The sequence below is a fragment of the Methylomonas subterranea genome (assembly GCF_024505185.1).
In the GTDB taxonomy this organism is placed as follows: Bacteria; Pseudomonadota; Gammaproteobacteria; order Methylococcales; family Methylomonadaceae; genus Methylomonas; species Methylomonas subterranea.
In genome coordinates, this window is sequence record NZ_JANIBJ010000024.1 from 25766 (window position 1) to 46858 (window position 21093).

The window sequence follows — 21093 nt, forward strand, 5'->3', positions numbered from 1 at the left end:
TGCGTATTGCGGAATTTTTGCTCGAACTCAGAACACCGCGACCCGGCTTTAAAGGCCTGGAGCGGCAAGCAAAGACCAGCACTGGTGAATAGCCAACATCAGCCAGCCGGCGTGGCTGAAAATGATCCAGCGGTTTTTCAGCCTGCCGACCAATGACCGGCTTGCATCGACTTCGTTAAGCCGATATCCCAGCACCACCGCCGTCAGGTTGTCTTGACCAAACTGTTGTTTTTTTAACACGGCATCACACAGGCACTGGGCGGCCCGCATCGGCATATTGTCCAGGCAGGCCGCGATTTCAGCGGCCGACAACACGCCGTCTATGCCGTCGGAACACAGCAGGATTCTGTCGTTGTCCCGCAAGGCCAAGGGATTCAGGTTTCGCTCGACCTCGGGCAAATAGGGCAAACCGAGATAATATTCCAGCGCCCGCCGATGCGGGTGCCTGTCGGCCAAATCCTGGCTGATCAAGCCCTCGTTGACCTGGGCCTGCAGTTGTCTGGCGTAATTATGATCCGCGTTCAACTGACTCAAGCGCCCGTCCCGGCACAAGTATACGTGGCTATCGCCCACCGCCCGCCAGTAAAGGTGACCCTGATAAATCACCGCGGCCACCAGGGTAGTTCCCATGTCCCGAAAACTGTCGTACCAATGTCCCGCGTCCAGAACCGCCTGGTTTGCCATGTCCAGGGCCTGATCCAGGGCATGATCCACCGACTGAACGCTGGATTTGTTCAGATAGCGGGTTACCATTTCGGTAACCGCGATATTGGCGGCCTGCGCTCCATTCGACAGGCCGCCAATACCGTCGGCCAGCACGGCCAAATAACCGCCGTGGGCGACAAACTCTTCATCGTTAAAATCCGACAACGCAAAAGCATCCTGCTGTTGCGAGCGTTGTCCGATATGGCTGGCGTTACCGGGAATGATATCCATCGTCAAAATTCTATCCTTAGTTCGGTACGCCCCAACAACAACAAATCACCGCTACGCAAGGGATAATCGTTGTGTATCGGCACCCCATTGATCAGCGTTCCGTTGGTGGAATTTAAATCGCGGCTGATCAACTTGCCGTTTTTCATTTGCAACAAGGTGTGCTGGTTTGAAATTTCCACGTCGTCATTCAGGCATAAATCGCAATTGTCCGCCCTTCCCAGCGTGACTTGCTCGGCAATGTTCAATTGATACATTCGGCCTTTCCAGGCGCCCGCCACCACGGTCAATTTAACGGCCAAGCCCGCTACCGGCCTTGCCATGGGCACGACGGCGGCTGGCGGCGGAATTTCCGTTGCGGGCTTAAGCCCGGGTTGGGCCAGTCGCTGACGATAAACCAGTATCAGACCCAGCAAAAACGCCAATACGGCCAGCGCCAACAGTAAAACCGGCCATCTTCCCGCCGCAGGCGCCGGACCCGGCGCTTGCGGCGCGGCAAACTGCGCCGCCGGCAGCAGGCGCATATCCAGACTGTCGCTTAATGTTCTGCGTCCGTCGCTCCAGGTCAAATTGATATGCTGCAACTGTCCGTCGGCCACGCATTGCGGGCAGTCGGCACTCAAGCGATAGGCCCGGGCGATCAATTGCTGTTGTTTTTCGTAGGCGAGCTCGAGTTGCGCCGGGTCGGCCTGCACAAAATAGCCGCCCGATTGTCGGGACAACATGCCCAGCACCTTCAGTCCGTCACGTTTTTGTTCATTGAGGGGCGGTACGGCAAAACCGATGCTATATATCGGCACCCGGTATTCCCGACTCTGTTTGAACACTTCATCCACCGATACGCCCGCCAGACTGTCGTCCATGCCGTCGCTTAACACCACGATGGCCCGGCGCCCTGGTAAACCGGCCGATGGATTGCGCCCTAAACCGATCGCCTCCAGCAAGCCTCCGTACAAAGCGGTTTCCATATCCGTGGCGGCCAGTCCCTCAATGGCCTTGCCGAGACTGAAACGGTCGGCGGTAAAGTCGCTGACGCGGACAACCTGACGACCAAAGCTGATCAATGCCGCCCGATCTTCCGGCCCCATGCCTTCCAGCCAATGCAGCAGGGAGCGCTTGATTTGCTGAAATTCCCGACTGTGCAGGGATTTGGAGATATCCACCAGGAATATATAAGCCACCCCCTCGCCAGTATTTCGAAACGGCTCCACGGCCTTGACACCGGCCGCTTGCGGACCCACGCTAAGCGTGAATTGCTCGGGCTTTAATTCCGTATCGGCCGGCAAATTCAGCCAGACCCACAGCGATGGCATAGCCGCCCGAGCCTGGATCAGGCGCAATTCACCCGCATCCTGGGCCCTTGCAAGTCCGCAGATCATCCCCAGCAACAACACGGCAACATAACGCATGCCTTACTCCTCCCCGTTTTCCCAACCGAATCTTTCGCCGCACAGCGGAACGAACAGCAGATGAGTTTGCCCCAATTCGATTCGGTCATAGGCCTGCAAGGGCATGGGCACATCCACTTCCTCGCCGTTTAAATAAGTCATGCCGCGCCCGTCGCCGGGCGCAATTCTAAAACTGCCCTTGCGCGGATTGAAACTGATGTAGGCATGGTTTTCGCGGGAAATGGCCTCGTCGCCATTGATGCAAATCGCCATGTCGGCGCCGCGGCCGATAGCGTTACGCTCGCTGCGTACCCGGTAGTCGCGGCCTTTTTCCGGCCCCCGCACGCAAACCAGCCAGCCGACCACCGGATCGATACCGATTTTCTTGCGCACCATGGCTACCGTCACGCCCACATCGGCCACCGGTCCGGCCTGACCGCGCACTTGCGTCACCATGGCCTCCGCCGGAGCGGCGGAACCCTGCGCGGCGGCAACGTCCAGCCCCGCCACGCCGCAGGACGGACAACTGCTGTGTTGCCTGACATCGTAATAATGGCCGCGCTCACAACGTATCAGTTTCATAACGGTAGCCCTTTTCCGTAAATAAATTCACAGTCCATGCCTCATGGGCTGTTCCCAGGTTCCTGGCAGCCCATTGTAGCGCCCCATTCGGCACACAGGCTACGCATATGCTCGGCTGCGGATTCGGTTTGTTTGTCTGACTGTGCCGCCTGTTCCAGCCGCCGCCGTTCTTCAAAACGCTTCAGAGCCGCCTCCTGCTGTTGTTTCAACTGTTCGGCCTCCTGCCTTTCCCGTATTCGCCGCAAGGCCGATTGTTGTTCTTCCGCTGGCCCGTTTACCTCGGACCGCTCCTGCCCGGCTGGCGAGACGATCTCTTGAGATATCGCTTCTATCGGGCTGGAAGCGGGCATTCGTTCTCCCCTGCCGCGCAGGATTAAACTCAATAATAGAACGATACCCGCAACCAGCAACCAACGCCACCACTGAAATTGCTTTGGCCTGTCAATATCGGCGGACGCTAGAGCTTGACGATTTGATGGGGGCGTGTGCGCGATTGCGGTTTTCGCTGGCGCGGGCAACTCGGCTTGCGTGGCGAGAAATCGCTGTTGTAGCGCTTCCATGCTTTGCGGCCGTTGCGACGCGTCTACCGCCAATGCCGCCAGCAGGTTTCGTTCCGCCGCCGGCGGAAGCGCCGCTCCCAAATCCGCCAGGGGTTTGAGCGTATCCTGTTTCACTCTGTCCAGGGCATCCGGCGGCGCGATTCCGGTCAGACAATAATACATGCTGGCCGCTAGGCTGTAGACATCTGACCAGGGGCCCTGCCGGCCATCGTCGCGATATTGTTCTTCCGGCGCAAAACCGGGTTTCACCAGCACGGTTTGCGTATCGCCAGCCTGAAGGTTGCCGCCCAAGCGGGCCCGGGCCGCGCCAAAATCCAATAATTTCACCCGTCCGTCGCCGCACAGGTAGATGTTGTCCGGCGCGACGTCCCTATGCAGCAGGCCCGTACTATGCACGGCCCGCAGGGCGTCCATGATCTGCATGAAAATATCCAGCGTCCTGGCCCAATCCAGTCGTCCGCGTTGATCCAAATAGGCTTTCAAGGTGCGGCCTTCCACATATTCCATCACCATATAGCCGGTGCCGAAGGCGGGAAAAAAAGCCAGAACCGAAACAATGCCGGGATGTTGCTGAAATTTGGCCAGATTGCGGGCTTCATCGAGAAAGCAGTTCAAGCCGGCGGAAAATTCCGCCTCGGCCGAGGCATGCGCCAAAACCCTGCCGCTCAATGGATCGCGGCGGGCAAAGTCGCGCGGCATGTATTCCTTGATGGCCACCTTGATTTGCAGATTGGCATCCCAGCCCAGATAGGTAATACCGAAACCGCCATGCCCCAACACGCGGGCCACCCGATAGGGCGGATTGACCACCGTGCCGACCGGCAGATATTGCGCGTCCTGTTGCATTCCCCGGTACCAACCGCACTGGGAGCAAAACGACTGACCGGACAAGGGAGACAGGCAGGCGGGGCAAGACGGTTGGCTCATCGGGACATCTTCGGGGTTGCTCGCCGCGAATAAAGGGTACCTGTCCACTAGCCGGGTGTTCAACTACCCCGGACTTAAAGCGTCAGCATATCCGCCATGTCGGTGATGGCTATTAGTTCGTCCTGTAGACTATCGACGATTCTCAGGCCGGTAGCCGGTTCCAGGGCCAAAACGCTCCAAACCTCTTCCGGGCAGTTTTGATTGGCCGCGTCGCCGATACCGATCTGGCCCAGCAGATAGTCGTTCAGAAAGGTCAACAGGGTCAAGAGATGATGTTCGCCACGGTAGAAGGGGTTGTGGTGGTGGTAGACGATATCGGTTACCACGCTCGGCAGCGACCACGCACTCATCAGCCAGGCGCCGATCTGGGTATGGTTGACGCCAAACGCGAAGGTCTCCAGGTTATAAATCGACAAGCCGGGGTTGGCATTGATCAATTTGTTCAAGTACTCGAATTCGCCGGGAAACTGATGCCCGAGCAGCGGGAAACCGATATTGTGCAGCAAGGCCGCCAGAAAAACTTCGTTCGGGCTCACGCCGGATTCGGCCGGCATTTCCAGCGCCAGTTTTTTCATCAGCGAGGCACTGGCCAGTGCATGAATCCAGAACATCCTGATACCGATCACGCCTTCCTTGGGCGCGCGCAACGGCGCCAACACCGACAGCCCCAAAGCCAAATCCAGCACAAAATTAAAGCCCAACACCCGCACGATGGCATCCCGCACGCTGCAAATTTTGCCGCGATAACCGTACAGCGACGAGGTGGACCAACGAATGATTTGCGCCGTCAACAACGGATCCAGTTCTATGATTTCGGCCAACTTGTCGACGTCGGCCTTGGGATCGGAAATCAGATTGACTATCCGTACCGCACTGCCCGGCAATGGCGGCAACGCTTTGATACTGGAAATCGCCTCGCGCATGTCCATGGGCGGAGTGAACCCATTGTTTTGCGGATTGATCGCGTTGAGCGTCCAGTTAAATAACGATGACTGCATGAAAGTGCCTAGTTCAAATTGAGCCGGTTAAGCTTCCGGTATAAAGTTCTTTCGCTGATATTCATTTCGGCGGCGATTAATTTACGGTTTCCCTGATATTTTTTGATCAAGCTGCCGATAAAACTGGCTTCATATTGCTCCAGTGTAGACATATTTCCGCCATTGCCGGCCGGTGCCTGCTGCAAATCAACGTCTTCCATGGCTAACGACCCGGTCTGTTCCCCTATCATACGCATGAAATGAATATCCTGGGGCTGAATGATAGCCCCCGCGCACAAGCCGGTCGCCAAATGCAGGCAATTTTTCAATTCACGGATATTACCGGGCCAGCCATGTTGTATCAATTTGATCAGGCCCTCGCGACCGATTGTTAAATGTTGGCCTTTCAAGGGGCCAAACTGTTTTAAAAAATGTTCCACCAAAATCGGTATATCCTGTTTACGTTCGCGCAACGGCGGAATTTCGATCGGAAAAACCGACAAGCGGTAAAACAAATCTTCCCGAAAGCGGCCTTGCCTGACCATATCCGCCAGATTCCTATGGGTCGCGCACAACACCCTGACATTGGCCTTCAGCGTAACGGTGCCGCCCACCCGCCGAAACTGACCGCTTTCCAACGCTCGCAATAATTTGGCTTGTTGAGAAACCGGCAACTCGCCGATTTCATCCAAAAACAGCGTGCCGTTATCCGCCAATTCGAACAAGCCCTTCTTGCCGGATGCCGCTCCCGTAAAAGCACCTTTCTCATGTCCGAACAATTCGCTTTCAAACAAATCCTCGCCGAACACGGTGCAATCGGCAATGACGAATTCGCCCTGCGCATGTTGCGAATGGCGATGAATAAATTCCGCAGCAAGTTCCTTGCCAGTACCTGTCTCACCCAACAACAAAACAGGGGCCTGTATCGCCGCGGCCTGTTGCAACTGGGTTTTCAAGCGCAGGAAGGGCTCGCTTTTACCCACCATCCCGCTCTGGTGAACTTCGTCGCCCCTTTTATGCAGCAGACTTTGCGACTCGCCCAAATACAGGCGCCCGTCGGCATCCAGCAAGGGATAACCTCGCACATTCAACAGTTTTTTGTCCTTGCGCCCGTCAACTTCGAAAATTCCTCCATAGGGCTCAAGAGTTTGGAACAAGCGCTGATGCCGACATGCGCCCTGTTGCTCGCAACAGGGTCTGCCGACTTGAACTTCCCGCGCGATGCCAAACGCCGTTTCCCAGGCCTGATTGACCGCCAACACATGTAAATCGGCACCGATAACCATAAACGGTTGTTCATGGGTTTCCAGCAACGATTCAAGTTTAAAAACACTTTGCGGCATAATCCTTACATTCAATAGTTACGGCATTCTTGGGTTTTCATGACGTCACGTCGCCTCTGTCAGTCAGAACTGACAGTTTTGGCAGCCATGGGCCGTACATTTTAGCCACAATGCCGAATTTCCCAAGATTTAATTAAATTCCCGTCGGCTTAATTACCGATAGACGCGCTTTAAGCCATGGAATCCTCATAAGCGGCGCAAAACCCGCATCGGCGATCGATTCAGCACCTCGCGCACGCCCCAATAACCCGCCAACCCCACCGAGACCACGCCTATCGCCAACAGCGCCGCCCCCGACAACCAGGAAAGCCGATACGGAATATGCATGACCCGGCTGTAGAACACGTACAAAATCACTTGCTGCAGAATCGCCGCCATTGTGCCGGCCAGGGCGCCGAGAAAACCGAACTCGACCAAATGAGTGCTTGCCAGCCAGCCGCGCTTGGCACCCAGGGTGCGCATCAAGGCCGCTTGGCGGATCCTGTCGTCCAGAGTGGCATATACCGCCGCGAACAGCACCGCAAAACCGGCCGCCAAGGCAAAATAAAGCAACAGATCAATGGCTTGAGTCAATTGCATCAGTATAGTTTTGAACTGTTTCAAAACCTGATCCACATCCAGCACGGTAATGGCCGGATAGGTTTTCAGCAGTTGATTCAGCAGATCTTTACCGGCATCCGGCAAATAAAAACTGGTCAGATAAGTGAACGGAAAACCGTCCAGCGTGCCGGGCGAGAAAATCATGTAGAAATTGGGCTTCATGGTATCCCACTCCAGACTGCGGAGATTGGCCACCCTGGCACTAACCTGCTCGCTGCCGATGGTGAATTGCAATTCATCCCCAACCTTTATATTCAAATTGTCGGCCAGCTTCCGCTCCACCGACACCCAACCGGCTTCATTTTGCGGCCAAATCTCGCCGGCGGTCAGCGTATTATCGGCCGGAATCGCCGCCGCCCAGGTCAGGCTCAAATCGCGTTGGGTGGCGGCTTCGCCCTGACTGTCCTTGCTGACCCTTTTTTGCACCGGCTCGGCATTGATAGCCACCAAGCGTCCCCTGACCACCGGATAAAACGCACTACCCTCCATGCCCGCACCGCTCAGATCCAGCGCAAAAGCCGGCTGCTGGGCGGGAATGATATTGAGGGCAAAATAATTGGGCGCCCGCTCCGGCAATTGTTGTTGCCACTGATCGATCAAATCGTTACGCACCGTAAAGCTCAAACTCATGGCCGCCAAGGTGATACTGAAAGCCAGAATCTGACTGACGCTGGCCCGCCGGTTACGCAACAGACCTTGAACGCCAAAGCGCCAAATCACCCCCAGCCGAGGCAGCAGCGGACGCAACAAGCTAAGCGCGCAGGCAATCAGCAAACCGAGCACCAGCAAGCTCAGCAAGCCGGTACCGATGACACTGGCGGTCATTTGCCAATCGTTACTGTAACGCCCTATCAGCGCGGACATCACCGCAATCGCCAAGCCGTAAACCAGCCAGGCTTTGGCCGGCAAGGGCTCCAACTCCCGCCGCAACACCCGTAGCGGCGACACTTCCCGCAAGCGCAACAGTGGCGGCAAGGCGAAGCCCAGCAAAATTGCCATGCCGGTGACAAAACCGAACACCACCGCCAACAGGCCCGGGTCGGCCGGTTGTTGCGGCAACAAGGGCTTCAATACGTAAAACAAGCCCAGTTGCCCCAGCCAACCCAACAAACAGCCGGCCGCGCTGGCCAAGGCCCCCAGCAGTAAAAATTGCAGCGTATATAACCAGAGGATTTCGCCTTGCCGACAACCCAGGCAACGGAACAAGGCCGCGGCATTGAAGTGGCGCTCGGTATAACGTCCGGCGGCCATGGCAATCGCCACCCCGGCAATCAAAACCACCACGATGCTGGACAGCCCCAGATAGCGTTCCGCCCGTTGCAAGGCCGAACCCAGCTCCGGCCTGTCCTCATGAATATCCAGGATGCGTTGGGACGGATTGAGTTGTGGTTTCAGCCACTGTTTGAATGCCTTCAATTGCGGTTCGGCGCCGATGAACTGATAAAAGTAATGCACATGACTGCCCGGCTGAATTACTCCGGTAGCCTGAAGATCGGCCTGATGGATGACGACTCGCGGCGAAAAGCTGTAAAAATCGCCGCGCTTATCCGGTTCGTAAGTCAGGATGCGAGTAACCCTCAGCGGCTTTTCGCCCACTGTCAACAGATCGCCCAAGCCCAACTGCAAGGCTGACAGGATACGTTTTTCCACCCAGGCCGTGCCGGGTTCCGGGCCTTGACGGACGGTAACTTCCTCTCCCTCCTCGACTTCCAGGGTTTTTAAAATCCCCCGTAGTGGATAGGACTGACCGACGGCCTTGATCGCAGCCAACAACATCTGGCCGTTTTCCAGCAGCACGCTGCTGAATTCGGTGGTTTGCGACTGCGTCAAGCCCAAATCCGCCGCCCGAGCGCGCCAGCTGTCGTCTATCGCTTGAGAACCGGCCAAAACCAGGTCGCCGGCCAGAAACTCGGCCACCTGTACGGACAAGGTACGCTGCAATCTATCGGCGAACAGGGAAATCGTACTGGTGCCGGCGACAGCAATCAGCAGCGCCAGCACCAGCAAGGTCAATTCGCCGGAACGCCCATCCCGCCGCAACAGGCGTAACGCCAAATTGAAACGCTTCATACCATGCTCCCGGCATCCAGCCTGATCATGCGCCCGCAACGCGCCGCCAGGGATGCGTCATGGGTCACCAATACCAAGGTAGTATGGCGTTCCTGATTCAGTTCGAATAACAAATCGATGACATGGGCACCGGTCTTGCTATCCAGATTACCGGTCGGCTCGTCGGCGAACAATATCGCCGGACCGGCGACAAAAGCCCGCGCCAAGGCCACCCGCTGTTGCTCGCCTCCCGACAATTGCCTGGGCGTGTGCGAGAGCCGGCGACCCAGGCCCACCCGTTCCAGCAAAACCCTGGCGGCGGCCTCGGCCTCGGGGTCGCCGATCAATTCCAAGGGCAGCATCACGTTCTCCAGCGCGGTCAAGGCCGGCAATAATTGAAACGATTGAAACACAAAGCCGACCAATTCGCCGCGCAACGCCGCCCTGCCGTCTTCGCTCATCCGTGTAATATCGCGGCCCTTGATGACGACCGATCCACGGCTGGGCGTATCCAGGCCCGCCAGCAGACTCAACAAGGTGGTTTTGCCCGAACCGGACTCGCCGACTATGGCAATGCTTTCGCCCGACTTGATGATCAGGTCCACCGATGACAAGATATGCAGCTCGCCTTCCAAAGTCTGCACCGATTTGGCCAGATTCCGGGTTTCAATGATAGGAGTATTGCCTTGTTCACTATGAGTTCGCATGATGTATAGCCTTGTCCTTGCCGTAATTCTGGGGTTAGTGCCGATGGCCGCGACGGCCAAGTCGATTGTGGTATTGGGTGACAGCATCAGCGCCGGCTACGGTATCGATGTATCCCGGGGTTGGGTGAATCTGCTGCAACAAAAGTTCAACGACCAATCCAACGGCTATGTTATCAGCAATGAAAGCATCAGCGGCGATACCTCCGCCGGCGGGCTGGCGCGCATCGATCAAGTCCTGGCCCGCCACAAACCGGCCATATTGATATTGGAGTTGGGCGCCAACGACGGCTTGCGCGGTCTGACACCCTTGGCCATGAAAAGCAATTTGACCGAAATGATCCGGCGCTCGCAACAGGCCGGCGCCAAGGTGCTGCTGCTGGGCATGAAAATTCCGCCCAATTACGGCAAACGTTTCATCGAAATGTTTTACGACGTTTATCCGCAACTATCGAACGAACTCAACGTGCCGCTGGTACCGTTTATTCTGGAAGACGTGGCTCTAAAGCCCGAATTGATGCAAATCGACGGCCTGCACCCGAACGAACAGGCACAAGCCCTGATCGCCGAAAAAATCTGGCCGTATTTACAAGCCTTGCTGGACTAAGCATATCGTCTTGAACAACTTGCCGGAATTCGGCTTGTTGCCAAGCGCATGCTGATTATCCCCCGTTACTCTGAAAGTCACGCGGCAACTGCCCAAAATACTAACGACATAACGCCGTTGACTTTCATATGTCGGGGTGATGCCTAGCCTTCATGAACGTTACTCTGAAAGTAAAAAATCGAGCGGGTACGGTTGCTTGTTGGACAGGCGTCGGCAGCAAGGATGCTGCCGTCGAGCCTACACGGACGTATTTACGGCGTCCTGTCCGGCGAGGAACCGTGCCCAGCTGCACTACTTTCATTTGCCGGGGCGATGCCTAGCCTTCATGAACGTTACTTTTAGTTTGTCGGATTCCAGGTAGTTCGCGTCATTTCGGCGGGGATTGTCGAAATTCAAATTCCACGGACGGCTCGAAGCTTGTTATCCATGGCACTGGATGCCAACTCTTGTGCCCTTTGGGTATCCCTGCGGGCATCCCGGCGTCGTTTAAATATCAATTACCCAAAGGGGAAAATTGTTTGCCCCGCTCATCCCTGTTTTGGTGCGGCCGCTTGCGCGCCTGCCCCCAGCAGGCTTGTCGGGCAGGCAAGCGCGGCCAAGCGGTCTTATCTCGACGGGTAAAGACCCGATCGAGCTTGGGCAGCCGGGCAATATCCGGGCTTTTTCCAACGTCGGACGCATGCATGCGAATCAACTTGGTGCGCCGATCGATATTTAGTGCGGGCAATTCCCCGAATTGGTGCGCAAAATCAGGCGGCATCGGCCGGCGAATCAGGCCTGATCCAGATGGTAAGAATATTGCAAGCATTCAGCTCGATGATTCTTGGTCAACGAGATTAAAATGTTCGCTTCTTTGTTGTTTGGCTTCCTCGACAATTTTCGCCTGCGGCGGAAATTTGCCTTGCTGTTCGGCGCGCTGATGCTGCCGGCGGCGGCATTCCTGTACCACACCGGCCTCGGCCTGTCCGCCAACCAATGGTTGGTCCTCGCGGCCTGCCAGCTGCCCTGGCTGATACTATTCCACGGTTGCTATTTCAGCCAACGGGACGGTCTGGACAAGTTGCTGAGCGCGCACCGGCAACTGGCCGCCGGCGACTTCGATACCCGCCTGCACTTTTCGGGCCGGGACGAAATGTCGCAACTGTTCACGGCGTTTAACGACACGGCAAGGGAGCTGGGCCGCCGCATGAGCGAGGTACGTGCCTCAATTCAGGAAGTAAGCTACGCCGCCGACCAGTTGAATCAGGGCGCCGGATTGGTGGCCGAACAACTGGACAGGCAGCGACAAAGCACCACAACCATGGCCGCCGCCATCGAACAAATGTCCGCCAGCATATCGGACGTGGCCGGGCAATGCCGGGAAACCGAAAAAATCTCATCGACCACCCAACAACTGTCCCGGCAGGGGCAAGAATCCATCGACAGCTTCATCGCCGACATCAAGCAATTGTTTGAGGAAATCCAGGAATTGGCGGATTTGATGCGCAATCTGGAACAGCATTCCAGGCAGGTTTCCCAAATATCGGAAACCATCAAATCCATCTCGGAACAAACCAATCTGCTGGCCCTGAATGCCGCAATCGAGGCGGCCCGGGCCGGCGAATACGGTCGCGGCTTTGCCGTGGTGGCCGACGAGGTGCGTACCTTGGCGCAACGGGTTCGCCAGTCCGCCGAGGAAATTACCGGCACCACCGAAACCGTGCGGGAAAAAATCGCTCAAGCCGTGCATTCGATCACCAATACCCAGCAGCAAACCGAGCTGGGTATCGGCAAGGCTTACAGCGTGGAGAAAGTCTTGTCCGGCATCCGCGAATATGCCGACCATGCCCTGGACAACGTCTCCACCATTGCCCTCGGCACCGAACAGCAAAGCCAGGCAAGCCAGGAAATCGGCCGCAATGTCGAAACTATCGCGCTGCATGTCGAAGAAAACAGCAAAGCCGCCCAGGAATCGGCCGCGATAGCCCTGCATCTGACCAAACTGGCGCAAGTCGTCGCCCACTAACCCGTCCAGAGATTTGCGATGCCCCAAGCCCTAACCTTGTTACTACTGACCGCCGGACTGATAGGCGCGGCATGCACCGGCATGCTGTACTGCCGGCAGCGGGCCCGTCTCGGACAGATCAACTCGCAGCTGCTGCACATCACCATCAATCAGGAACTTAAGGAGTTCCTTGGCAATATCCAGCGGCACCGCGGCATGGTCAACGGCTATCTCAACGGCGACGCCAGCTTCAAATACAAAATTTCAGTCCTGCAAGCCGAAATCAACCGGCAGGCCGGGCAAATCGCCCGGCATCTGCAAACCTCCGAATGCCATCGGGCCGATTTCGAGACCATTCGAAATCACTGGCAAGAACTGTATCCCCGCGTGTTAAGCGGCAGCCGGGCGCAGAGCTTCGAGGACCATTGCCGATTGATTTCGACGGTACTGCACCTGATCAGGGATATTGCCGAACGCAGCCAGTTGCACCGCGACAGCGGCTGCCCGTTCAGCTTCGTGGAAATTGTCTGGCATTTGCTGCCCGATACGGCCGAGGCCATCGGCCAAAGCCGCGCCATCGGCACCGGCATCGCGGCCGCCGGCCGCGGCCTCGGCACCGAGCGGATCAAACTCGGCTTTCTGGTGACGCGTATTCGCGAAACCGTGGCCCGCCTCGAACAAGGCCTGACCAGAACCCCCGCCGACATGACCGGCGAAAAACTGCAACAGGTTCACGGCGAGGTAAGGAGCCGGATTAACAAACTGGTGACCGAGATCGAACGGGAGCTGCTGTCGGCGGATAGACCCAACATCAATCCGGGCGGCTTCTTCGAACACGCCAGCCGCACCCTCGACAGCGTGTTCGAATTCTACGACCAGGGCACGGCCATCGCCCGCCTGACATTGGAAACCCAACTGTCCGATACCCGCCGCGGCCGCAACCGCTCACTGACCACTGTAATCTCATCCCTAGCGTTAGCCACGATGGCGGCAACCCAGCTGAATCTTTAACCCAAAGAACCAGCTCATCATGGACTCCATTCTTCGCAGTCCGACGCAATTACGACCGACTTTGGCAAAGGCAAAGCTCCAAGCAGAAGTCAAAATGATCGATCCATGCCCACTTATGCCTCAACCATAAGATCAGACCTACAATAATGGCCCGCGACACTCGCTTTCAATGCGGTATAGTTTTATGTAATTCACCAAACTGAAGCTCTTGTAAAATCGGAACGAGCGAATAGAAAAAATGAATGATTCCATCCCAACACATGACAATTTGGATTTCCGCTTACTGTTCGAATCGTCCCCCGACCTCTATCTGGTTTTAAATGCGAATCTGGAAATCGTCGCGGTCAGTGATGCTTACACCCGCGCCACGTTGACCCGCCGGGAAGACATATTGGGAAAAACGATGTTTCAAATATTCCCCGATAATCCCGCCGACCCGACCGCCGAAGGCCAACGAAACTTGCGGGCTTCGCTGCAGCGGGTATTGCTGTCCGGCAAGCCCGACACGATGCCGGTGCAAAAATACGATATTCCCAGACCCGATAGCGAGGGTTTCGAGGAGCGATATTGGAGCCCGATCAATATTCCGATTCTCGACAAGGACGGCGGCATTGCCTACGTACTGCATCGGGCCGAAGATTTAACCGAGTTCATCCGCGTCAAACAGCTTGGCGTTGAACAAAGCCAACTCAACGACACCTTACGCGCCCAAGCCGTCAAAATGGAAGTCGAACTGTTCGCCCGCAGTAAAGAGGTTGCCTCCGCCAGCGCGGAGTTGAAGGCGGCCAACCAAGAATTGTCGCGCCTGTATGCCAAAACCTTGGAACTGGATGAGCTGAAGACCCGGTTTTTTGCCAACGTCAGCCACGAGTTTCGCACACCGTTAACCTTGATGCTGGGTCCACTGGAAGAGTTATTGGCCCGCTTTGCCCCGCAAAGCCAGCAGCCAGCCGCAACCGAATACGAGCAGCTTAGCCTGGTACATCGAAACAGCTTGCGTCTGCTGAAATTAGTCAATTCGCTGCTCGACTTTTCCCGCATCGAAGCCGGGCGGATGGAAGCGGCCTATGAAGCGACCGATCTGGCCGCCTATACCGCCGAACTGGCCAGCCTATTCCGTTCCGCCACCGACAATGCGGGTCTGCGGCTTGCCATATCCTGCCCGACTTTACCGGAACCGGTGTATGTGGATCGGCAAATGTGGGAAAAGATTGTCCTCAACCTGCTCAGCAACGCCTACAAACACACCTTTGCCGGCGAAATCGAGGTGGCGTTGCACTGGCGAGAAAAATCGGTCGAACTGGCCGTGCGCGACACCGGCGTGGGAATTGCGCCGGATCAACTTGAACATATATTCGACCGCTTCCACCGGGTGCCAAACGTGCGTGCGCGTAGTCATGAGGGTAGCGGTATCGGTCTGGCTCTTGTACAGGAGCTGGCCCGCTTGCATGGCGGCGAAATCAGTGTAACGAGTACTCCGGGTGTCGGCAGCACATTTACCGTGACTATCCTCGCAGGCACCGCACATCTGCCGGCGGAGCGCATTCGTCTGTCCCAGGCGGTGAATACCGCTCCGAGTGGCGCCAATTTTTTCGCCGAAGAGGCAATACGTTGGGAGCTAGGGACGGAACATGATTACGACTCGGGCCAGCAAACTGGAGCGGACAAATCGATAGCGCAAAATTCCGGAGCGAGTGCACACATCGTGGTTGCCGACGATAACGCCGACATGCGCGGCTATGTCGCCCGGCTTTTACGAAAACAGGGCTACGACGTGGCAGCGGTACGCGACGGCGAAGCGGCGCTGGCAGCGGTGCGCCAACGCCGGCCCGATCTGGTGCTGACCGACATCATGATGCCGGGCCTGGACGGCATCGGCTTGCTGAGCGCCCTACGGGAGGATCGAAAAACCAGCACGATTCCGGTCATTTTGCTGTCGGCGCGTGCCGGGGAAGAAGAACGCATCCAAGGCTTGAAACACAAGGCCGATGGCTACTTGACCAAGCCGTTTAGTGCGCGCGAATTATTGGCTCATGTTGGGTCATGTCTTGAAATTTCACGGTTGCGCAAAGAGGCTGAAACCCAGTTACGCATACAGGAAAACGAGCGCGAATTTCGCGCCTTTTTCGATCTGGCCGCCGTGGGCATTGCGCAAGTAAGTCCCGAAGGACGGTGGATGAGAGTCAACCAAAAACTGTGCGATATTGTCGGCTATTCTCACGAAGAACTGGCAACCAAGACATTTCAGGACATCACTCACCCTGATGATCTCCACACCGATCTCGGATACATGCAGCAGATGCTGAGCGGAGAGATCGATACCTATTCCTTGGAGAAGCGTTACCTGCATAAGGATGGCTCCGTCGTCTGGATCAATCTGACCGTAGCCCTGGTTCGTGGCGATACCGGGCAGCCGAGGTACTTCATCTCTGTCGTAGAAGACATCTCCGGACGTAAACAGCTTGAGATTGAGCGGCAGAAGTTCTTCCTGCTGGCTGAAAGTAGCAGCGAATTCATTGGCATGTGCGACCTGGATATGAATTTCCTTTACGTTAATCCCGAGGGGCGGCGCATGGTCGGTCTACCGGATGTGGCCGCCGCCTGCCGGGTCAAGGTACAGGACTATTTCTTTCCGGAAGATCGGCGTTTCATCGCCGAGGAGTTCTTCCCGCGCGTGCAACGGGAGGGGCACGGCGACGTGGAGATCCGCTTGCGGCACTTTCAGACCGGCGAGCCGATTTGGATGAACTACTATCTGTTCAGTGTCGATGACGCCGCCGGCATGCCGGTCGGCTGGGCAACGGTCAGCCGCAATATAACCGAACGCAGACAAGCAGAGGCGGCGCTACGCGAGAGCGAGTCGCGGCTGCGGTCTGTTACTGACAACATATCAGTCGGTATTGTCACGCTTGATCGCAATCGGCAATACAGGTTCGTTAACCCTGCCTATGTCCGTATTCTTGGACTTTCTCAGTCAGCCGACGAGCTGATTGGAAGTTCGCCGTCCGAGGTGCTGGCATCCAGCTATGCGACGCAGATTTCACCACACCTCGATCGAGCCTTCGCCGGTGAAAAGGTGATATATGAATTGATGCTGCCACTAGCCTCTGAGGCCGCGCCAAGACGATATTCAGTTATCTATGAGCCGATACTTAACGGCGACGAGATTGATGGAGTCATTGTCATCATACATGACATTACCCTGCTCAAGCAGACTGAGGATGCCTTGCGTGAGAGCGAGCGCGAATTTCGGGGACTAACCGAGGCCATGCCGCAAATTGTCTGGGTGACACGGCCTGACGGTTGGAATATTTACTTCAATCATCAATGGGTCGAATACACCGGGCTTACGCTTGAAGAAAGTTACGGTCACGGTTGGAATATTCCTTTCCATCCGGATGATAAGCAACGCGCATGGGATGCATGGCAACGCGCCACACAGCACAGGGAAAGCTATTCATTGGAATGCCGCTTGCGGCGAGCGGACGGCGTTTACCGCTGGTGGCTGGTCCGGGGCGTGCCGCTGCTGAACGAGCAAGGCCGGATACAAAAATGGTGCGGCACCTGTACCGACATTCAAGAATTGAAAGAAGCGGAAACCGCTATCCGTGAAAATGAAACAAGGCTGCATTTTGCTTTGGAGATGTCGAATACCGGCGCCTGGGAAGTCGACTTGGAAACGCACACGGCTTATCGTTCGATCGAACACGCCCGTATTTTTGGCTATTCCGACACAGCGTCGGCATGGTCCGTCGACAAATTCCTGGAGCATGTGCTGGCGGCAGACCAGGCCAGGGTCGTGGCCGTGCTGCAAGAGGCGTTTGCCAGCGGCGGCGAAGGCAAATTCGAATGCCGGATTCGGCGTACCGATGGCGAAATCCGCTGGATCATGGTCGCAGGCCGCTATCGCATCAACCGAACGGACGGCAAGAGCCAGGTTGCCGTGGGCGTTATCCAGGACATTACCGACAGCAAGCGTGCCCAGGAAGAGCTCAAGCAACACCGCGACCAGTTGGAAATGTTGGTCGCCAGCCGAACCGCCGAACTGGAAAAAGCCATGGCATTGGCGGACTCCGCCAACCATGCCAAGAGCGCCTTCCTGGCCAATATGAGCCATGAAATCCGCACGCCGATGAACGCCGTTTTGGGTTTCTGCTATCTTTTGGAACAGCGCCATCTGGACGGCGAATCGCTGGCCTTGGTGCGCAAAGTCCACAATGCCGGGCATACCCTGCTATCCCTGATCAACGATATCCTCGACTTTTCCAAAATAGAGGCCGGCCGAATCGAAATCGAACGAGCGCCGTTCAGACTGACGGAACTGCTGGACAATCTCGCATCTATTATGGCGACTGCGGCTCATAATAAAGACTTGGAATTGGTCATCACTCCACCCGCCGAAATCGACGCATTGGTTGGCGATGCCTTACGCCTCCAGCAAGTATTAATCAACTTGCTCAGTAACGCGATCAAATTTACCGAACGCGGCGAAGTCGAATTACGCATTAGTGTCGAATCCGCAGACAAGCCGCAATGTAAGTTGCGTTTTGGGGTGCGCGATACCGGCATCGGCATCTCCAGCGATCAACAGATGCAGATTTTCTCGGCTTTCGGCCAAGCCGATAACAGCATCAGCCGCCGATTCGGCGGTACCGGCTTGGGCTTGAGCATCAGCTTGCAACTGGTGGAACTGATGGGCGGTAATCTGCAAGTTATCAGTGAAGTTGGCCAAGGCAGCGAATTCTGGTTCGTGTTGCCGTTGCAGCTCGACCAGCGCGTGGAACGCCGGCCCGTCGAGCTAACCCGACTCGAACTACTGATCGCGGATGACCGCGCCAGCGTGCGCGAGGCGCTGGCCGCTGTGACAAAATCCATGGGCTGGCGGGCCGATACCGCCGATTCCGGCGAAGCCGCCCTGATGCAAGCGCTGGCCAGAATAGACGGCAAGCGTTATTACGATGCCATCGTGTTGGATTGGAAAATGCCGGGACTGGACGGACTGAATGCCGCTCGGGCCATACGGCAAGCGCTTCAGGACAAATACCGGGACCTGGACCCGCCGATACTGCTGATGGTCGCCGCTCATTTGCGCGAAGATTTATTAGCCCAGCCGGGTATAGAGGGAGTGGCCAAAGTGCTCAGCAAACCGGTCACCGCCTCGACGCTCTACTCTGCCGTCGCCGACTCGCTGAATCAACGCCGGCAAGGACATTTGCAACCAACCCCGGCGCCGGCCGCCACCGCGGGCAATCGCCGTATTGCCGGCGTGCGCGTGCTGGTGGTGGACGATAGCGATATTAACCGGGAAGTGGCAAAAGGTATCCTGGAGGCCGATGGCGCGATCGTCGATACCGCTTGCGACGGCCAGGACGCGCTGGAATGGCTGCAAGCCCATCCGGATGCGGCGGACATCGTGTTGATGGACTTGCAGATGCCGCGCCTGGACGGTTATGCCGCCACCCGCTTTATCCGCGAGGACGAACGCTGGCGGGAGCTACCCATCGTCGCGCTGACCGCCGGCGCCTTCCAAGAATTACGCGATGCGGCGCAGCTATCCGGCATGAGCGATTTTATCGCCAAGCCGTTCAACGTGGCGCAAATGATGGAAACCATTCAACGCTGGACCGGATGCTTAGCCGGAAAGGCCACCTCGGGCGCTAGCGGCGCAGCCGTCGACGCGGCAAGCGTATCGCCGCCGCTGCCGGCGACCGGCGCCGGAGAACCCGACTTGCCAGTTATCGATATGCCGGCAGTGCGTAGCCAGTGGGGCCAACTCGACGTCTACCGCACTTATCTTGAGAAATTTGTTGCTGCTTACGCTCAACACGGGACATCTATCGCAGCCGCCTGCGGCGAAGGTAACCTGAAAGCGGCGGCGGCTCTGGCGCATAAACTGTATGGCGTGGCGGGAACCCTGCGGCTACCTCAAATTGCGGAGTTGGCCGGCAAACTGGAAACACGCTTGAAAGGGGGCGAGGCAGCATTTAGACTAGCGACAGAACTGCAAGCTGCTATAGACCGGGTATGTGCGACAGTCGACGCTTGGACGGAATCCGATAAACCAACTGCCACGGTGAAACCAAGTTTAGACCCGCGCGAGGACGACGTTATTGCCTTGTTCGAGGGCATGTTGAAAGCGCTCGACCGTAACGATCCCGATGATTCCGAAGTCTGGTTGGGCCGGCTGCGGCAGCACCCGACCCCTATCCAACTGGCCGAGTTGGACGCGCTACTGGCCGACTTCGATTTCCGCGGGGCTGAAGCCGCTGTACGTAGTCTGTTGCAGAGCCTGAATTTATCGATACCGGAGTAAATCATGCCTTACGGTCCCGTCCTGATCGTTGATGATGAACCAGCCAATTTGGCCATCCTGCACCAAATACTTAAAGACGAGCACAGGCTGATGCTGGCTCGAAACGGCGCGGAAGCGCTCGAACTGGCGGGCAAGCACCATCCCTGCCTGATCCTGCTCGATATCCAAATGCCTGAAATGGACGGCTATGCAGTCTGCCGCGCCCTAAAAGCCAATCCGACGACCGAGGCCATCCCGGTGATTTTCGTCACCACACTGTCAGAATTGGAAAATGAGGAAGCCGGCTTCCACGCAGGCTGCGTCGATTATTTGATTAAACCGGTTTATCCACGGATCGTGCGGGCTAAGGGTGCGGACCCATCTATCGTTGGTTCAAGCCAAGCGGTTGGAGAGAACGTACGGCGAGGCCATCGCCATGCTCGGCAAAGCCGGCCATTACAACGACAGCGATACCGGCCTGCATATCTGGCGCATCGCGGCTTACGCCCGGCAACTGGCCGAGACCGTCGGCTGGCCCAAGCAGGATTGCGAAATGCTGGAGCAAGCCGCTCCGATGCACGACACAGGAAAAATCGGCATTCCCGATTCGGTGTTGCGTAAACCCGGCCAACTGGATGCCGATGAGTGGGCCATTATGCGCAGCCACTGCCGAATAGGCTACGAAATTCTGTCCAGCAGCGACGCGCCGGTATTCGTGTTGGCCGCCGAGATCGCGCTGCACCATCACGAAAAGTGGGACGGCAGCGGCTACCCGGGCGGCCTGGCTGGTGAAGCGATTCCGCAATCGGCGCGCATCGTCGCCTTAGTCGACGTGTTCGACGCATTGACCATGAAGCGTCCATACAAGGATGCTTGGCCGGTGGAAAAGGCCCTGGAAGCCTTGCGCGAGGGCGCGGGAGACCATTTCGACCCCGCGCTGGTTGACGCATTCGAATCCTGCCTATCGCGCATTTTGGAAATCAAAGCCGCTTTTGACAGTTCCGATGTACAGGAGGCTACCCAATTTAGCGGCGCAACTGCGCTAACTCTATAACAGCCGATACAAAAATCAGATAGCGGACACACGGCGACACCGACTTTCGCAACCACGACACCCCTTCTGCCGGTACTACGTC

General features: G+C 56.8%; 14 protein-coding genes. 6 read left to right on the forward strand and 8 right to left on the reverse strand.

What is annotated here, in order from left to right; genetic code table 11:
- Positions 1–48 precede the first annotated feature (48 nt).
- The 8 genes from NP590_RS13345 to NP590_RS13380 form a co-directional block, all read right to left on the reverse strand.
- Entirely contained in the window at positions 49–936 is an 888-nt protein-coding gene (locus NP590_RS13345; protein ID WP_256603011.1) for a PP2C family protein-serine/threonine phosphatase, read from the reverse strand.
- 2 nt (positions 937–938) lie between these two features.
- Positions 939–2342, reverse strand: a complete 1404-nt coding sequence (locus NP590_RS13350) for an FHA domain-containing protein (RefSeq protein ID WP_256602979.1) — start codon at positions 2340–2342, stop codon at positions 939–941.
- A 3-nt stretch (positions 2343–2345) separates the two neighbouring features.
- Entirely contained in the window at positions 2346–2903 is a 558-nt protein-coding gene (locus tag NP590_RS13355) for an FHA domain-containing protein (protein ID WP_256602980.1), read from the reverse strand.
- 41 nt (positions 2904–2944) lie between these two features.
- The gene (locus NP590_RS13360) at positions 2945–4390 is read right to left on the reverse strand and encodes a serine/threonine protein kinase (protein ID WP_256602981.1); all 1446 of its coding nucleotides are present in this window, start codon (positions 4388–4390) and stop codon (positions 2945–2947) included.
- Positions 4391–4464: 74 nt separating this feature from the next.
- A complete protein-coding gene (locus NP590_RS13365; protein WP_256602982.1) occupies positions 4465–5388 on the reverse strand; it encodes an HDOD domain-containing protein in 924 nt (307 codons plus the stop codon).
- Positions 5389–5396: 8 nt separating this feature from the next.
- Positions 5397–6710: a sigma-54 interaction domain-containing protein gene (locus NP590_RS13370; RefSeq protein ID WP_256602983.1), complete on the reverse strand. Its 1314-nt coding sequence runs from the start codon at positions 6708–6710 to the stop codon at positions 5397–5399.
- A gap of 186 nt (positions 6711–6896) precedes the next feature.
- On the reverse strand, positions 6897–9380 hold the full coding sequence (locus NP590_RS13375; RefSeq protein ID WP_256602984.1) for an ABC transporter permease: 2484 nt from the start codon (positions 9378–9380) through the stop codon (positions 6897–6899).
- Positions 9377–10066 (reverse strand): ABC transporter ATP-binding protein, encoded by a 690-nt coding sequence (locus NP590_RS13380; protein WP_256602985.1) that lies wholly within the window; start codon positions 10064–10066, stop codon positions 9377–9379. The genes NP590_RS13375 and NP590_RS13380 overlap by 4 nt, the downstream gene beginning before the upstream one ends.
- A gap of 1 nt (position 10067) precedes the next feature.
- Between NP590_RS13380 and NP590_RS13385 the strand changes: the two genes are divergently transcribed.
- The 6 genes from NP590_RS13385 (at position 10068) to NP590_RS13410 (ending at position 21011) form a co-directional block, all read left to right on the forward strand.
- On the forward strand, positions 10068–10670 hold the full coding sequence (locus NP590_RS13385) for an arylesterase (protein WP_256603012.1): 603 nt from the start codon (positions 10068–10070) through the stop codon (positions 10668–10670).
- Between the two features lie 841 nt (positions 10671–11511).
- Positions 11512–12675, forward strand: a complete 1164-nt coding sequence (locus NP590_RS13390) for a methyl-accepting chemotaxis protein (RefSeq protein ID WP_256602986.1) — start codon at positions 11512–11514, stop codon at positions 12673–12675.
- A gap of 18 nt (positions 12676–12693) precedes the next feature.
- Positions 12694–13665 (forward strand): nitrate- and nitrite sensing domain-containing protein, encoded by a 972-nt coding sequence (locus NP590_RS13395; protein ID WP_256602987.1) that lies wholly within the window; start codon positions 12694–12696, stop codon positions 13663–13665.
- A 238-nt stretch (positions 13666–13903) separates the two neighbouring features.
- Positions 13904–19978 carry a PAS domain S-box protein gene (locus tag NP590_RS13400; RefSeq protein ID WP_256602988.1) on the forward strand — a complete coding sequence of 2025 codons (6075 nt, stop codon included), beginning with the start codon at positions 13904–13906 and terminating at the stop codon, positions 19976–19978.
- 3 nt (positions 19979–19981) lie between these two features.
- Positions 19982–20578 carry a response regulator gene (locus NP590_RS13405; RefSeq protein ID WP_256602989.1) on the forward strand — a complete coding sequence of 199 codons (597 nt, stop codon included), beginning with the start codon at positions 19982–19984 and terminating at the stop codon, positions 20576–20578.
- A complete protein-coding gene (locus NP590_RS13410; RefSeq protein WP_256603015.1) occupies positions 20472–21011 on the forward strand; it encodes an HD-GYP domain-containing protein in 540 nt (179 codons plus the stop codon). The genes NP590_RS13405 and NP590_RS13410 overlap by 107 nt, the downstream gene beginning before the upstream one ends.
- Positions 21012–21093: the final 82 nt, after the last annotated feature.

Coding starts and splice junctions, on each gene's coding strand:
- NP590_RS13345 (WP_256603011.1), bottom strand. CDS start 936: ATGGATATCATTCCCGGTAACGCCAGCCATATCGGACAACGCTCGCAA.
- NP590_RS13350 (WP_256602979.1), bottom strand. CDS start 2,342: ATGCGTTATGTTGCCGTGTTGTTGCTGGGGATGATCTGCGGACTTGCA.
- NP590_RS13355 (WP_256602980.1), bottom strand. CDS start 2,903: ATGAAACTGATACGTTGTGAGCGCGGCCATTATTACGATGTCAGGCAA.
- NP590_RS13360 (WP_256602981.1), bottom strand. CDS start 4,390: ATGAGCCAACCGTCTTGCCCCGCCTGCCTGTCTCCCTTGTCCGGTCAG.
- NP590_RS13365 (WP_256602982.1), bottom strand. CDS start 5,388: ATGCAGTCATCGTTATTTAACTGGACGCTCAACGCGATCAATCCGCAA.
- NP590_RS13370 (WP_256602983.1), bottom strand. CDS start 6,710: ATGCCGCAAAGTGTTTTTAAACTTGAATCGTTGCTGGAAACCCATGAA.
- NP590_RS13375 (WP_256602984.1), bottom strand. CDS start 9,380: ATGAAGCGTTTCAATTTGGCGTTACGCCTGTTGCGGCGGGATGGGCGT.
- NP590_RS13380 (WP_256602985.1), bottom strand. CDS start 10,066: ATGCGAACTCATAGTGAACAAGGCAATACTCCTATCATTGAAACCCGG.
- NP590_RS13385 (WP_256603012.1), top strand. CDS start 10,068: ATGTATAGCCTTGTCCTTGCCGTAATTCTGGGGTTAGTGCCGATGGCC.
- NP590_RS13390 (WP_256602986.1), top strand. CDS start 11,512: ATGTTCGCTTCTTTGTTGTTTGGCTTCCTCGACAATTTTCGCCTGCGG.
- NP590_RS13395 (WP_256602987.1), top strand. CDS start 12,694: ATGCCCCAAGCCCTAACCTTGTTACTACTGACCGCCGGACTGATAGGC.
- NP590_RS13400 (WP_256602988.1), top strand. CDS start 13,904: ATGAATGATTCCATCCCAACACATGACAATTTGGATTTCCGCTTACTG.
- NP590_RS13405 (WP_256602989.1), top strand. CDS start 19,982: ATGCCTTACGGTCCCGTCCTGATCGTTGATGATGAACCAGCCAATTTG.